Genomic DNA, 14,348 nt, shown 5'->3' on the forward strand with positions numbered 1-14,348 from the left:
GCCCACCCACCCGGGGCAAGCCAACTCAGATGTCACCTATTCGTGCAGCAGACCCATCTGACGCGCAAGCTGCTCGCGGGAAGACCTCGACATGACATCGTTTGAGTCAGTGATTGGTGCTGAGACCACCACAATGCTGGGGTCGCGGCCCTTGATCCAAGGCGCGTAGCACCTCCCGAATGTGAGGGGTATGTCAGTGCCCAAAATGGCCGGTCTGGGCGATACTTAGCATGTGTCGGATTTGGGGGTCTGGTTACGCGTCGACGGACAGGCCTCGCGGCCGTTGTTTGATCAGCTCAGAACACAGATCATCGAGGGGATCCGGGACGGGCGCCTGTCGCCCGGCACCAGGCTGCCGACGGTGCGCGAGCTGGCCGGTCAGCTGAATCTGGCCGTCAACACCGTCGCGCGGGCCTACCGCGAACTGGAAACCGCAGGAATCGTCGAAACCCGCGGCCGTTTTGGCACGTTCGTGGCCCGCGCCGATCCGGCCGACGCCGCGATGGCGGCGGCGGCCCACGCCTATGTCGAAGCCGCCCGTGCGCTGGGACTGGGCAAGCAGGAGGCGCTGCAATATCTGGACAACGCGTTCGGCTGACCCGTCAGCCGAATTCCAGCAGGGTGTAGGAGCCGCGGAAGCGCTTCGTCGGGCCGAAGTTCCAGATCGCCGGCCACACCGTGTCGAAGAAGAAACCGCGGCCCTTGGGCATCGGGATGTCGTGGACCGCGGTGATCCCCGGCACCGTGTTGACCAGGTCGGCCAGCTGCACGGTGGTCAGGCTGAACGGCATCGGTGGGACGCGGTAGTGCTTCGAGGACTTCATACCCTTCGGGGCAAGCTTCTTGACGAACACCGGCGGCATGTCGAAGAACATCTGGCCGCCCGGAAAACGCTTGGCGCACTGGACAATAAGGTCCATCGCCTCGTTCGGCTGCAGGTACATCAGCAGGCCCTCGGCGGTGATGAACACACCGTTGGAGGTATCGATTCGGTCCATCCAGCTGTAGTCCAGCGCGGACTGCGCCAGCGCGGTGATTCGCGGAGACGACGGCAGCAGACGCTCACGCAGCTCGATCACCGGCGGCAGGTCCACCGACACCCAGTGGAACTGAGGATCGGCGATGGCATCGCTCAACCGCCAGAAGCTGGTTTGGAAACCTTCGGCCAGCGCGACGACGGTGGCCTTGGGATGCGTGCGCAGATAGCTGACCGCGCAGGAGTCGACGGCCAGCGAGCGCAGCGCCATCTCCTGGCCCTTGCGACCGAACTTGCCGAAGTCGAAGTCGATGGAGTCGACGACCTTGATCGCCATGGGGTCGCGCAGGATCGCGCCGGGCAGACTCGCCTGGTGGGCGCGGCCGTTGAGCGTCAGCAGCGCGGTTTCGGAGACGCCGCCCAGCTGGCTTGCGTCGATCTTTTCCGTTGTCATGTCAATACCTTCGCCAGAGTGCGCACGTTGCGCGTGGTGGTCGACGACTTGTAGCGCTTCTTACCCATCGTCTTACCGACGGCCGAGTCCAGCGTCGAGGACTTGGGGACCTGCCAGTACAGGACGCCGTCGCCGCGTTCGATCTTCTCGTCGGGTCCGGCGTCGCCGGCCAGATCGGCCAGCTCGTCGAGAACCTTCCCGTCGCTGACGAACGTGACGTACGAGTGATACCCCTCGACCTCGCGTTCGAACGGATAGCCGTCGGCGATGGTGCGCAGAGTCTCGAGGTCGTACACCAGCACCCAGGCTTCGTAACCGAACGCATCCCGAAGTGCCGCTTCGGCTTTCGTGCGCACCGTCGTGGCGGCGGCACCGCTGTCCAGCAACACGTTGCCGCTGGCGAGGATGGTGCGCACCTCGGTGAACCCGGCGCCGGTGAGTGCCTCGGCGACGTCGGCCATCTTCATGGTCGTTCCGCTCACGTTCACACCGCGCAGGAAAGCCGCGTAGCGGGTCATGTTCTCGATGCTAGCGACGTAGGCTCGGGGGATGTCCCGTCAGGTGTTCGACGACAAACTGCTGGCGGTGATCGCGGGCAACTCACTGGGCGTGCTCGCGACCATCAAACGTGACGGCCGCCCGCAGCTGTCCAACGTGACGTATCACTTCGACCGGCGCAATCTCGTCGTCGAAGTCTCCATCACCGAGCCGCGCGCCAAGACCCGCAATCTGCGCCGAGACCCGAGGGCCTCGCTCCTGGTGTCCTCCGACGACGGCTGGTCCTATGCCGTCGCCGACGGCAACGCCATCCTCACCCCGCCCGCGGCCGAACCGCACGACGACACCGTCGAAGCGCTCGTCGCGCTGTATCGCAACGTCGCCGGTGAGCATCCGGACTGGGACGACTACCGACGCGCCATGGTCACCGACCGCCGGGTGCTGCTGAAGCTGCCGATCTCGCACGTCTACGGAATGCCGCCCGGCATCCGCTGACCCACGGGTTAGTCTGACCGCATGGCCGAATCAGAGTCCGAACCGCAGGACGACAACAAGCGCAAGTTCCGCGAGGCGCTGGAGCGCAAGAAGGCGAAGTCTGCGGGCGGCTCGGCGCACACGGACAGCGGCCCCAAGCAGCCCCGCTCGCACGGGCCGGTGGAGAACCGGCGGGAATTCCGCCGTAAGAGCGGCTAGCCGGCCACCTGCTCGGAAAGCTCTGCCGCAGGTCGTGATTCCTGCCAGAGAATGGCCGCCAGACACGCCACGGCCAGCACCCCCACCGCGACCGCGAACACGGTGCCGCCGGTGCGCAGCCCCCACGCCTGTGCGGCGAAACCCTCCCCGATCACCGGGATCGAAATCGCGATGTAGGCCACCACGAAATAGGTGGAGCTGACCTCGGCGCGCCGGTCCGCGGGAGTGCGTTCGGCGACCGCCGCCAAGCCGCGGCTGAAGCTGATGCCCTGACCGGCCCCGGCCACCACAGCCGCGGCGATCAGGCCGGTCAGTGACGAATAGTGCAGGGCGACAACCAGAATGCCCATGCCCACCGCGAGTATGGCGCAGCCAAGCGCAACCGCGCGCTGCGGTTCGATACGGGTTCCGGCGATCTGCGCGACCGCCGAGGCGCCGAAGATCGAGCCGGCCATCAAGCCGGCCAGCGCATGATTGCCGATCCCGATGACGTTGGTCAGCAGGGACGGCGCCACCGAGGTGAACAGCCCCGTGACGGCAAAGCCGGCGAAGGCCGCCAGCGCGGCGGTGATGAACACCGACCGCACCTCGGGCGGCACCGAAAGCCGTTGCAGGCCGAGCTTTCCGGTGCGGCTCGACGTCTCGGGCACTGACAGGATCGCGGCCGCGGCCAGCACCATCAACCCGATGTGGACGAGGTAGGTGAGCTTCAGCGGGCTCGGCGCGTACTGCGCCAAGATGCCGGCCAGGATGGGCCCGGTGCCGAGGCCGCCGATGTTGGCGATGGTCGCCACCGCCGCCGCGCGGGTCCGCCAGCTCGGCGGAGCGGCTTCGATGACCGCCGCGGTGGCGGTGCCGGTGAAGACGCCCGCCGACAACCCGGAGAGCACCCGGCCCACCAGAAGCTCGGGCACCGAGTCCGCGAACAGGAACATCACCGCACTCGCCAGCGCGGCGCCGACACCGGCCAGCAGCACCGGCCGTCGGCCGATGGCGTCGGACCAGCTGCCGAACACCAGCAGCGCGAACAACACCCCGCCGGCGTAGGTGGCATAGATGACGGTCGTCGTCAGCACCGCGAAGTGCATCTGCTCCGAGTACAGCGCGTACAGCGGAGTGGGCAGCGTGGTGCCCACCATGATCGCGGCGAACGCGTAGGCCAACAGGGCGAAGGCGAACGATCTGCGGGTGGATGCCATGCGAATAGTCAACGCGAGCTCGCTGTGCGCATTCCTGGCGAGCAGACACAAACTCGGGCGGATCGGTCCTCTGAAGCCCGAGTTTGTGTCTGCTCGGCGTTAGTGGTGTGTGGCCTTCTCGGCGCCGACACCGGTCAGCGAGCGGACCTCCATTTCGGCATTGATCTCCGGATCGCCGGTGTCGTTGGACGTCAGCGTCCCGATGATGCCGAGGACGAACGCCAGCGGAATCGACACGATGCCGGGGTTGGCCAGCGGGAACCAGTCGAAATTGGCGCCGGGGATCATCGCGGTCTTGTTGCCCGAGACGGCCGGTGAGAACACGATCAGCACCAGGCAGCTGATCAGGCCGCCGTACATGCTCCACAGGGCGCCGCGGGTGTTGAACCGCTTCCAGTACAGCGAGTACACGATCGTCGGCAGATTGGCCGAGGCTGCGACAGCGAAGGCCAGCGCCACCAGGAACGCGACGTTCTGGCCGTTGGCCAGGATGCCCAGTCCGATCGCGGCGACACCGAGCACCACCGCGGTGATCCGGGAGACCTTGACCTGTTCCTCCTCGGTCACCTTGTGACTCTTGAGCACGCTTGCATAGACATCGTGGGCGAAGGACGCCGACGCGGTGATGGTTAAACCCGCGACCACGGCCAGGATGGTGGCGAAGGCCACCGCCGAGATGACCCCGAGCAGGATCACCCCGCCGAGCTCGAAGGCGAGCAGCGGTGCCGCCGAGTTCTGTCCGCCCGGGGCGGCCAGGATCTTGTCGGGGCCGACCATCGCGGCCGCGCCGTAGCCCAGCGCCAGGGTGAACAGGTAGAAGGCGCCGATCAGACCGATCGCCCACACCACCGACCGCCGAGCCTCTTTCGCGGTCGGCACCGTGTAGAAGCGCATCAGCACGTGCGGCAGGCCCGCAGTGCCGAGCACCAGCGCCAGACCCAGCGACAGCAGGTTGATCTTCGAGGTGGTGTTGGCGCCGTACTGGGCACCTGGAGCCAGCACGTCGCGGCTGGCGACGCCCTTGGTGGTGGCGTCATGCACCATCTGCTGCGCCGAACCCAGGATGTCGGAGAAGTTCAGACCGAACTTGACCAGCACCATGGCCGTCATGATTGCCGCACCCGCGATCAGCAGGACGGCCTTGATGATCTGCACCCAGGTGGTGCCCTTCATGCCGCCGACCAGGACGTAGACGATCATCAGCACACCGACCACCGCGATCACGAAGGACTGGGCGGTGCGGCCGTGCACGTCGAGCAGCAGCGCGACCAGGCCGCCGGCACCGGCCATCTGGGCCAGCAGGTAGAAGAGTGACACCGTCAGCGTCGAGGTGGCCGCGGCCACCCGCACCGGCCGCTGCTTGAGCCGGAAGCTCAACACGTCGGCCATCGTGAATTTGCCTGTGTTGCGCAGCAATTCGGCCACCAGCAGGAGGGCGACCAGCCACGCCACCAGGAAGCCGATCGAATAGAGGAAGCCGTCATAGCCGTACACCGCGATAGCGCCTGCGATGCCGAGAAAGCTTGCCGCAGAAAGGTAGTCACCGGCGATGGCGATGCCGTTCTGCGGTCCGGAAAACGCCCGGCCGCCGGTGAAGAACTCGGTGGCGTTGGTGTTGGTGCGGCCGGCGCGGATCACGATGAACAACGTGATCAGCACGAAGGCCACGAAGATGCTGATGTTGACGACCGGATTGCCGATTCGGGCTGCCTCGGCGAGGACGGTGGTGCTCACTGGGCCGTGCCTTCCATCTCGGTGCGGATGGCCTCGGCGCGCGGGTCGAGCTCCCGGTTGGCGAACCGCACGTACAGGCCCGTGATGAGGAACGTCGTCACGAACTGGCCCAGACCGATGAGCAGCCCGACGTTGACGTTGCCCCACACCGAGATCGCCATGAAGTCGTGGGCGAAGGCGCCCAGCAGAACATAGGTGGCGTACCAGATCAGGAAGAAGGCCGTGGTGGGGAACACGAAGCGGCGCAGTGTGCGGCGCAGCTCCTGAAACTCGGGACTGGCCTGCATGGCCAGGTATTGGGCCCCGCTGGGATGGGTCTCCCGTGGCGGCAGGTCGGTTGTGGACACCGCGTGCTCCTCAGCTCGAAAAGGTGTGAACTCCGGTCGTGTTCACAGGCTATTGAGAGGTGCATCACAGTCCTAGAGTGCGCGCGGACCGTGCGTTGAACGGTTGGCGGTCGGCGCTGAACGGTCTGCTCGATCGATTCCCGGGTCGCTGCGCTCCAGCCCGCCGGTCAGCCGCGCGGGACTCGCTCCAGGCCCATGCCGAGGCGCTCCGGCACATGCATGCGGGCGAAGATGCGCGCCACATCGGGGGGCACGTCGGTGCGGGTGATGCGGCTGACGAGCACCATCGTCGCGAACGCCAGCGGGACGGTGACGGCGGCGGGGTAGCCGATCAGCGCGGTCAGCCAGCCGCCGAGCACGTCGTCGCCGACCCAGCCGGTGATCGCGACGAGGATGGCCAGACCGGAGGCCAGTGCGCCGACCGCCAACCCGGCGATCGCCCCGGCGGCGGTCAGCCCGCGCCACCAGATGCCGAGGACCAGCAGCGGGCACAGGGTGGATGCCGCGACGGCGAAGGCCAGGCCGACACCGCGCGAGAGCTCCAGGACCGGGGCGACGACGGAAAGCGGAATGGGGACGAGGCCGGCGATCAGCGCCACCATCCGGAAGTCGCGGACCCGCCCACGCAGCACATCGGTGGACAGCGCGCCGGCGATGCTGACCAGCAGACCGGACGAGGTCGCCAAGAAGGCCGCGATGGCGCCGGCCGCGACCAGGGCGCCGAGCAGTTCGCCGGGCAGCCCGGCGATGGCGGCCGACGGCAGCAGCAGCACCGCGGCGTCGGCCTTGCCGGTGATGAGCAGCTGAGGCACATACAACCGGGCGAACACCCCGAGCAGTACGGGGAACAGATAGAACAGCGACAGTAGGGCGATCACGCTCAGCGCGGTACGGCGCGCGGCGCGCCCGTCGGTGTTGGTGTAGAAGCGGACCAGCACATGGGGGAGGCCCATGGCGCCGAGGAATGTCGCCACCATGATGGAAAACACTTGGTAGAGAGGATGTTTACCGCCCAATCCGCCGCCGCTGACGATCCACTCCGAGCCGATGGCGGGTGCGCCGACGACGACGGGGGTCTGAGCTCCGGCAGCCAGCGTCAGGGTGGTGCCCTTCTGAAGGCGGTACTCGCCGGGACTGTGCAGGGTGCCGCTGTGGTCCGGGCCGGTCACCGTGACACCGGCCGGGTCGGCGACCGTGACCACAACGTCGGTGTCGATGCTGACGACGGTCGGCTGGTCCACCGTGGGCGGGAGTGGGCCGCCGAGTGCGGGGTGTTCGTGTCCGAAGTGCATCAGCAGTGCCAACGCGGGCACCGCGACCGCGGTCAGCTTCAGCCAGTACTGGAAGGCCTGGACAAAGGTGATCGAGCGCATGCCACCGCCGACGACATTGGCGATCACGATCCCGCCTACCGCCAGCGGACCGATCCAAACGGGAACGCCGAGAAGGGCTTTCAGGGCAAGTCCGGCACCCTGATATTGGGGAACGAGATAGAAGATGCAGACGGTGACGACCACGAGCATCGCGACCCGGCGCACCCGCGGCGAGCCGAGCCGGAACTCCGCGAAGTCCGGCACGGTGTAGGCGCCGGAGCGGCGCAGGGGAGCGGAGACGAACAGCAGCAGACCCAGGTAGCCCGCGGTGAAGCCGACCGGGTACCACAGCGCGTCGGCGCCGTACTTGGCGATCAAGCCGGCGACCCCGAGAAACGAGGCCGCTGAGAGGTATTCACCCGAAATCGCGGCGGCATTCCAGCGTGGGCCCACAGTGCGGGACGCCACCAGGAAGTCGGAGGTGGTGCGCGACAACCGAACCCCGTAAGCACCGACGGCCACCGTCGCCACCGCCGCCGCGATCAGGCCACCGGCGGTCAGGGCCGTCGCCGTCGATCCGCTCATGGTGGACCCTCTGGAGCCGCCGGGCCTGCGACATCGGGCACGTCGTCGACCACACCCATGAAGTCGCGTTCGCCTTGTTCGGCCAGCCGGATGAACAGCCGGCCGATGCCGTAGAGCGCCGGATAGACCAGGAGCGCCAGGGTCAGCCAGTTCAGCCGAACTCCGAATATGGTGGCGGCGGACAGTTCTGGGAACACCGCGTTGAGCAATGGCAGCGCGGCCATCCCGCCGGCCACCACGGCGGCCAGTCGCAGCGCCAGCCCGAGCTGGGCGCGCATCAGTCCGCGGACCAGCGCATCGCCGACTTCGGTCTGCTCCTGCACCTCCACCCGGGTGTGCACCAGGCGGCTGCCGCGCCGGTGGGCCAGCACGACCCGCTCGCGCTGCGGCCGACCCGGCCTAGTCATCGGCCGTCCCCGGCCGGAAGGTCCGCATCGGATCGCGGATCAGCCGGTCGCGCAGTTCGCGGGCCTGGCGGCGGCTGACCGGAAGCTCGACCGGCGCCGAGGCTCCGTTGGCGCGCAACCGCACCATCGTGGAGGCGCCGGAGGTGCGCAGCCCGGTCACCATGTTCAGCGCGACGAGATAGGACCGGTGCACCCGCTGGAACCCTCGGCTGCGCCAGCGATCTTCCAAGGTGCTCAACGGAATTCGTACCAGATGCGAACCGGAGGCGGCGTGCAGGCGGGCGTAGTCACCTTCGGCCTCGACCCAGCCGATGGTATCGCAGCGCACCAGCTGGGTGACCCCGCCGAGCTCGACCGGGATGGTGTCGGCCTGCGGCTCGTCGGCTGGCGGGGCCGGCTCCGCGGCGCGCGCGGACACCACCCGCCGGACCGCCTCGTCGAGGCGCTCCTTGCGGATGGGCTTGAGCAGATAGTCCAGCGCCCCGACCTCGAAGGCGGCCACCGCCTTGTCGTCGTGCGCGGTGACGAACACGACGGCGGGTGGGTGAGCGAAATTGCCCAGTACACTGGCCAATTCGAGACCCGAGAGCCCCGGCATGTTGATGTCCAGGAAGATCGCATCCACGGTGCGTTCGTTGATGATCCGCAACGCCGACGTGGCATCGCCTGCGCCGGCCACCTCGGCGACGTCGGGATGCTCACCGAGCAGGTAGGTGAGCTCGTCGAGCGCCGGGGCTTCGTCGTCGACGGCCAGCACCCACAGCCCTGCCATGGTTCTCCTTAAACCCGTACGCCCGCGCGGAACTTGGGCACCCGCATGATCACCTTCGTGCCCGCACCCGGGGCGGTTTCGACCACCAGACCGTAGTCGTTGCCGAACGCCGCGCGCAGCCGATGGTCCACATTGCTCAGCCCGACGTGTGCGGTCTGCTCGCCGTCGCCCAGGACGTCGCCGTGCCCGGAACGCAGGGTTTGAGGATCCATGCCGACGCCGTCGTCCTCCACGCTGATGACGCAATCGGAACCCTCGTTGCGAGCGATGATTTCGATCGATCCGCCCTGCCGCCCGGCCAGGCCGTGGCGAACCGCGTTCTCGACCAACGGCTGCAGCGCGAGGAACGGCACCACCACGGTCAGCACCTCGGGTGCGATCTGCAGGGTCACCGACAGATTCGGCCCGAACCGGGCGCGTTCGAGAGTCAGGTAGCGGTCGATGTTGCGCAGCTCGTCAGCCAGCACCGTGTAGGGACCCGCGGAGCGGAACGAGTAGCGGGTGAAGTCGGCGAACTCCAGGATCAGGTCGCGGGCCCGGTCCGGATCGGTGCGGACGAACGAGGCAATCGTGTTGAGCGCGTTGTAGATGAAGTGTGGGCTGATCTGTGCGCGCAGCGCGAGAACCTCGGCCCGGTCGAGGCGGGCCCGCGACGCGTCGAGCTCGGCCAGCTCGAGCTGGCTGGCGGCGTACCGCGCGACCTCGGCGATCGCGCCCAGCATGCCCGGCGACGGTTCGGCGGCGTTGACCACGACGAGCACGCCGATCACCATGCCGTCGTCGTCGAGCAGCGGCTGGGCCACCACCGCGGGAGTCTGGTCGCGGGCGAGCACCCGGCGCTGCCCGGAGATTGCGTCCCGGGCGGTGTGGTGGCAGACCTCGAGGATGGCCGGCGTCCACAACGCGTCACCGGGCGGATCGAGAGCCAGTAGGCCGGTGTCGCCGTCGTAGAGCGCGACACCGTCCGAGCCGGTGAGGCCGCGCAGGTGCGGGGCGGCGCCGGCCGCGGAGTCCGCATCCAAACCCTTGCGCAGCGAGCGCGCCGCCAGCGAGGCGGTGTGCAGCGCGGCGTGCACGGTCCGTTCCGCCGGTGTGGTGACCACGCTGCGGGTCAGCACGGCGATCGCGCCGACAATCAACGCGACCGCGGCGAGCGCGACGGCCAGCGCGAGCGCTACCGCACCCGACATCTCGGCGCCTCGCTTACTGGACGGGGCAGGCGTACTTCCGGGCTACATCGAACACCCGCTCCTGCGCGCCGGGGCCGATCACGTCTGTCACCCGTCTCATGCCGTTCACGATTGCACACCTGAGCGGCCCAGATACCCGAACCGATCCGATCGTCGTCCTAGACTGTCGGCCATGGCGAGATTGCAGCTCACCGGAGATCCCGCGTCCGACGACCTGTTGAGTGAGGATCCGTTCGCGCTGCTGACCGGCATGCTGCTGGATCAGCAGATCCCGATGGAGACGGCGTTCGCCGGGCCGCGCAAGATCGCCGAGCGGATCGGCGGCATCGACCCCCGGCTGATCGCCGACTGCGACCCCGAGCAGTTCACCCAAGAATTCTCGAAAACACCTGCCGTGCACCGGTTCCCGGGCTCGATGGCCAAACGTGTGCAGGACCTGGCCCGCGAGATCGTCGACCGCTACGACGGTGACGCCGCGCAGCTCTGGCTTGACGGCGATCCCGACGGCGCCGAGGTGCTGCGCCGGCTGAAGGCACTGCCCGGTTTCGGTGAGCAGAAGGCCAAGATCTTCCTGGCTCTGCTGGGCAAGCAGTACGGCGTCACCCCCAAGGGTTGGCGCGAGGCTGCCGGCGACTACGGCAAGGCCGGCACCCACATGTCGATCGCCGATGTGGTCGACAAGGGGTCGCTGGAAGAAGTCAGGGCATACAAGAAGAAGATGAAGGCCGCAGCGAAGAAATAGGAGGCACCATGAAGACTCACATCAACTGCCCGTGTGGCGAAGCGATCAGCGCCAAGGACGAGGACGAACTCGTCGACCTCACCAAGCAGCACCTCGCCGCGGCGCACCCCGGCATGGATTACGGCCGGGACGAAATCCTGTTCATGGCCTACTAGGCACCGTCATCGAGTCAGACCTGAGAGCGACGATTCACCGAAATATTCGCTCTCAGGTCTATCTCGATGCGGTCAGGCCACCCCCACGGCGGCCTCGAGTTCCGCGAGCGCGGTTTCGGTCAGCGGGATGAGGTCGTCGACGTCGGCCATCACCTCACGGTCGGCGATGTATCCGACGCCGATCCGGTCGGCGTAGGAGCACAACGTCACGTTGAGCGCCATCCCGTCGTACACCACTGACACGGGATAGATCTCGTCGACGCTGGCCCCGTTGAGGTAACACTGCCGTGGCGGACCCGGCACATTCGAAATCGGCAGGTTGTAACTGGGCCGCACCCACGAACTGAACGGCAGCAGCGGTGCCAACGCCGTCGGCACGACAGCCGGCATCACGACCATCAGCATCGCGCCCGGGCCCCGAGTCGACACCTGGTGCTTGACCCCCGCCATCGCCTCGTGCACCAACCGCAGCCGCTGCGCGGGGTCGTCGCGGTTGGTGGCCAGCGGACACAGTCCGAGGCCGAATTGGTTGCCGTGCCCGTTGTCGTCCGGGGCCGAGTCGCGGTCGCGCACGGTCACCGGGCACAGCGCCACCAGCGACTGCTCGGGCAGTTCGCCCTGTGCGGTCAGCCAGTCCCGCAGCACACCGGCGACCAACGCCGTCACGACGTCGTTGCCGGTGACACCGGCTGCGTGCTGGATAGCGCGAATTCTGTTGTGGTCCAGGCTGGTTGCCGCAAACGCCCGCCGATGGCTGAGCTTGGTGTTGAACCGGGTGTGCGGTGCGCCGAACGGCGCCGCGATCGTCGGCGTGATCAGTCCGCCGACCAGGTTGGTCACTTCCGCCGACGCGACGTTGCGGGCCAGACTCAGTCCGGACGCCGCGACACCCGCGACGTCTCGCACCACCGACAGCGGATTGAGGCCGCGCCGGCGGGGCGGTTCGGGGGGTGCGGCGTCGGCGTAGAACGGCGGCATGTCGCGCCGGTCCGGATCTTCCGACAGCGAGTCGGCGACCATCCTCAGGCCCGCGACGCCGTCGATCACGATGTGATGGATCTTGATGTACAGGGCGAGCCGGTTGCCTGCCAGCCCGTCGATCAGATACGCCATCCACATCGGCGCCGATCGGTCGAGCGGCTCGGCGTGCAACTCCGACACCAGCTCCCAGAGTTCCGTGGCGCCCGCATCGGGCGGCAGCGTCAGCCGGTGCACGTGGTGGCGCAGGTCCAGCTCGTCCACCTCGCGCCACGCCCACAAGCCGCCGGTCTCCACGCCGCGGTGCGGATGCCGGCGCAGCCGACGGTCAACCGGATCGGAGGCGGTCAGAGCCTGCGTGTAGAGCTCGTCGACGAACGTCGCGCTCGAGATCCCGCTCGGCGGGGTCATGATCAGAGCGACGGCGACATGCATCGGGCTGGAGATCAGCTCAGCCGTCAGCATCATCGCGTCAAGCGGGTCGAGCGTCTCCATGTGGTACCGAGCCCCGTCGGGTTGGACTGCCGATCCCCAACCCTAGCGCGGCTTTTCAAGCCTCAGGGCACGACGGTCGAACCGATTGTCGGCATGAAGGTGCACTGCTTGTCGACAGTGGTGACCTGGCCGAAGATCGTCGACATGATGCTGCCGGAGCCGGTGTCGGCGATGGCGGTCAGCGTGGTCGGGCCCGCGGAGTTGATGTCCGGATTCGGCTTCAGCGTGACGCTGCCCGACTTGCCGGTGGTCAGGTTCACCCAGGTGACGTTCAGCGGGAGCTTCTGCTCGGCGGCCGGGGCTGGAGTGCCCACCGCGGTGAAGACGTAGGCGGTCTGCCCGGCGGCCGGACCAGGGGTCGGGATCTTGGCCGGGCCTGCGACGGAGATCGCGGTCGCGATCACGTTGCCGCCGTCCTTGAGGCACCCGTTGCTGATAGACGGGTACATGAAGTCCTGGGTCGGCGGGCTGGCCGGGTCGTAGTTCGGGGGAGTCGCCGCCGCGGGCGCCGGCGCCGGTGTCGCGACATTGATCGAGTTGCCGGCCGGCGTCGCCGTCGGGGTCGGCGGCGCGGCCGGGTTCACCACGGTCACCGGGGTGGGCACCTCAGGAAGTGCCTCGGGCGCCGGGCCGACGGCGTGCGCCGGGTCGATGCCGATGGGCAGATGCGCCTCGGTGCCGAAGATCGAGCTGGGTGCGGCGCCATCGGGCAGATGTTCAGGCAGGGGGACAGGGCCGTTACCCGTGCCGGGCGTCAGCAACGGCGTGGTGCCGTGCGCGACGCCGGTCGCCTGGGCGGCGGGGGGAGCCGCCGCAGGCAACGCGGCCGAGGGGCCGGCGGCCCCGCCCTCCTGCACGAACTTGGTCACTTGCTGGGCCAGTGCCGCCGAGCCGCCTGGCGTGGTGGCACCACCAGCGAGTTGTGAAGCAGCCGCGAGGAGCAGCGACTGCGCCGATGAGGGGTTCCCCGCGGCCTGCTGGACGACCGGACCGAGCATCTGCATGGCGTCGAGGCCGGGCAGCTGACCGGGATCCAGCGGGATGGCCGGGTCCGCGGCCGCGACCGGGCTGAACGCCAGGTTGGTCGCGGCCACGAACGTGGCGGTGGTCAGCAGAATTGCCAGCTTGGCGATCTGCGGCACGGTGAACTCCCTCATCGGGTGGTGGTTGGTCAGGGCAGAGCAGACAGCGGCAACAGCTGGCCGAGACCGGCGCCGCCCGGGGTGGTCGGCGGAACCGGGGCGCTGGCCGGCGGTACACCGGCCGGTCCGGCGACCCCGGTCGCCACCGGGGCGATGGGAGCAACCGGCGCCGGGCTACCGACGGACAGGTTGTCGCCGACCTTGACCGGGAACGGCATGTCCGACGGCGTCAGGCTGGCCAGGTCACCGGGCACGCCGAGCTGGTTCAGCAGCGGGGCGACCGCTCCGGTGATCCCGCCCGGGGCGGCAGCCGCCGGTGCGGCCGCGGGAGCGGCCGGGGCCGGCATGCCCGGCAGCGTGGCGGTGGCCGGCGCGCCGCCGATCGGCGAGACCGGCAACGTCGACGGTGCGCCGGTGAGAGCCGACGCGCCGCCGAGGGCGGTCGCAGCGGACTGCAGGATCGCCGCGGCGCTGGCCGGGTTCGTGACGAACTGCTGCAACATGTTCAGCGCGGGCACGCCGGGAACAGCCGGCGAGACACCGGGGTCGGCGCCGGCCGACGGGCTCAGCGCGAGCGCGACCGAGCAGAGCCCGGCAGCACCAATTATGTTGGCGGCGAATAGTTTTGATCTACGTGACATGGTCATCCCAATCCCTCGAGTGCAGGT

17 protein-coding genes are annotated in these 14,348 nt (G+C 68.3%); 5 read left to right on the forward strand and 12 right to left on the reverse strand.

What is annotated here, in order from left to right; genetic code table 11:
* Positions 1-232 precede the first annotated feature (232 nt).
* On the forward strand, positions 233-598 hold the full coding sequence (locus CRM90_RS26140) for an Rv1152 family transcriptional regulator (RefSeq protein WP_102809808.1): 366 nt from the start codon (positions 233-235) through the stop codon (positions 596-598).
* Between the two features lie 4 nt (positions 599-602).
* Here the strand turns inward: CRM90_RS26140 and CRM90_RS26145 are convergent, their stop codons facing one another.
* Together CRM90_RS26145 and CRM90_RS26150 are read right to left on the reverse strand one after the other, a co-directional pair.
* Positions 603-1,430: a class I SAM-dependent methyltransferase gene (locus CRM90_RS26145; RefSeq protein ID WP_102809809.1), complete on the reverse strand. Its 828-nt coding sequence runs from the start codon at positions 1,428-1,430 to the stop codon at positions 603-605.
* Positions 1,427-1,948 carry a DUF1697 domain-containing protein gene (locus CRM90_RS26150; protein WP_102809810.1) on the reverse strand — a complete coding sequence of 174 codons (522 nt, stop codon included), beginning with the start codon at positions 1,946-1,948 and terminating at the stop codon, positions 1,427-1,429. The genes CRM90_RS26145 and CRM90_RS26150 overlap by 4 nt, the downstream gene beginning before the upstream one ends.
* 31 nt (positions 1,949-1,979) lie before the next feature.
* Between CRM90_RS26150 and CRM90_RS26155 the strand changes: the two genes are divergently transcribed.
* Both CRM90_RS26155 and CRM90_RS26160 read left to right on the forward strand, forming a co-directional pair.
* Entirely contained in the window at positions 1,980-2,423 is a 444-nt protein-coding gene (locus CRM90_RS26155) for a PPOX class F420-dependent oxidoreductase (RefSeq protein WP_102809811.1), read from the forward strand.
* 21 nt (positions 2,424-2,444) lie between these two features.
* Positions 2,445-2,621: a DUF5302 domain-containing protein gene (locus CRM90_RS26160; protein ID WP_102809812.1), complete on the forward strand. Its 177-nt coding sequence runs from the start codon at positions 2,445-2,447 to the stop codon at positions 2,619-2,621.
* Here the strand turns inward: CRM90_RS26160 and CRM90_RS26165 are convergent.
* From CRM90_RS26165 to CRM90_RS26195, 7 genes are all read right to left on the reverse strand, one after another.
* Positions 2,618-3,820 carry an MFS transporter gene (locus CRM90_RS26165; protein ID WP_102809813.1) on the reverse strand — a complete coding sequence of 401 codons (1,203 nt, stop codon included), beginning with the start codon at positions 3,818-3,820 and terminating at the stop codon, positions 2,618-2,620. The genes CRM90_RS26160 and CRM90_RS26165 overlap by 4 nt on opposite strands.
* Positions 3,821-3,919: 99 nt before the next feature.
* Entirely contained in the window at positions 3,920-5,554 is a 1,635-nt protein-coding gene (locus tag CRM90_RS26170) for a monocarboxylic acid transporter (RefSeq protein ID WP_102809814.1), read from the reverse strand.
* Positions 5,551-5,901 carry a DUF485 domain-containing protein gene (locus tag CRM90_RS26175; protein ID WP_102809815.1) on the reverse strand — a complete coding sequence of 117 codons (351 nt, stop codon included), beginning with the start codon at positions 5,899-5,901 and terminating at the stop codon, positions 5,551-5,553. Before CRM90_RS26175 ends, CRM90_RS26170 begins: the two co-directional genes overlap by 4 nt.
* Positions 5,902-6,068: 167 nt before the next feature.
* On the reverse strand, positions 6,069-7,799 hold the full coding sequence (locus CRM90_RS26180) for a sodium/solute symporter (protein WP_102809816.1): 1,731 nt from the start codon (positions 7,797-7,799) through the stop codon (positions 6,069-6,071).
* Positions 7,796-8,206: a hypothetical protein gene (locus tag CRM90_RS26185; RefSeq protein ID WP_102809817.1), complete on the reverse strand. Its 411-nt coding sequence runs from the start codon at positions 8,204-8,206 to the stop codon at positions 7,796-7,798. Before CRM90_RS26185 ends, CRM90_RS26180 begins: the two co-directional genes overlap by 4 nt.
* Positions 8,199-8,978, reverse strand: a complete 780-nt coding sequence (locus CRM90_RS26190; RefSeq protein WP_102809818.1) for a LytR/AlgR family response regulator transcription factor — start codon at positions 8,976-8,978, stop codon at positions 8,199-8,201. Before CRM90_RS26190 ends, CRM90_RS26185 begins: the two co-directional genes overlap by 8 nt.
* An 8-nt stretch (positions 8,979-8,986) precedes the next feature.
* Positions 8,987-10,168: a sensor histidine kinase gene (locus CRM90_RS26195; protein WP_102809819.1), complete on the reverse strand. Its 1,182-nt coding sequence runs from the start codon at positions 10,166-10,168 to the stop codon at positions 8,987-8,989.
* Positions 10,169-10,340: 172 nt separating this feature from the next.
* On the opposite strand from CRM90_RS26195, the gene CRM90_RS26205 reads away from it, so the two are divergent.
* Together CRM90_RS26205 and CRM90_RS26210 are read left to right on the forward strand one after the other, a co-directional pair.
* Complete coding sequence (locus CRM90_RS26205) at positions 10,341-10,910, forward strand: HhH-GPD-type base excision DNA repair protein (protein WP_102809820.1); 570 nt, start codon at positions 10,341-10,343, stop codon at positions 10,908-10,910.
* A gap of 8 nt (positions 10,911-10,918) precedes the next feature.
* Positions 10,919-11,065 (forward strand): hypothetical protein, encoded by a 147-nt coding sequence (locus CRM90_RS26210; RefSeq protein ID WP_005147085.1) that lies wholly within the window; start codon positions 10,919-10,921, stop codon positions 11,063-11,065.
* A 72-nt stretch (positions 11,066-11,137) separates the two neighbouring features.
* On the opposite strand, the gene CRM90_RS26215 is transcribed toward CRM90_RS26210, so the two are convergent.
* From CRM90_RS26215 to CRM90_RS26225, 3 genes are all read right to left on the reverse strand, one after another.
* Positions 11,138-12,538 carry a wax ester/triacylglycerol synthase family O-acyltransferase gene (locus CRM90_RS26215; RefSeq protein WP_102809821.1) on the reverse strand — a complete coding sequence of 467 codons (1,401 nt, stop codon included), beginning with the start codon at positions 12,536-12,538 and terminating at the stop codon, positions 11,138-11,140.
* 62 nt (positions 12,539-12,600) lie between these two features.
* Positions 12,601-13,695 (reverse strand): Rv1157c family protein, encoded by a 1,095-nt coding sequence (locus CRM90_RS26220; protein ID WP_233209515.1) that lies wholly within the window; start codon positions 13,693-13,695, stop codon positions 12,601-12,603.
* A gap of 14 nt (positions 13,696-13,709) precedes the next feature.
* Positions 13,710-14,321, reverse strand: coding sequence for a hypothetical protein (locus CRM90_RS26225; protein ID WP_142391461.1), 612 nt, complete (start codon positions 14,319-14,321; stop codon positions 13,710-13,712).
* Between the last annotated feature and the right edge of the window lie 27 nt (positions 14,322-14,348).

This window comes from Mycobacterium sp. ENV421 (genome assembly GCF_002887815.1).
In the GTDB taxonomy this organism is placed as follows: domain Bacteria; phylum Actinomycetota; class Actinomycetes; order Mycobacteriales; family Mycobacteriaceae; genus Mycobacterium.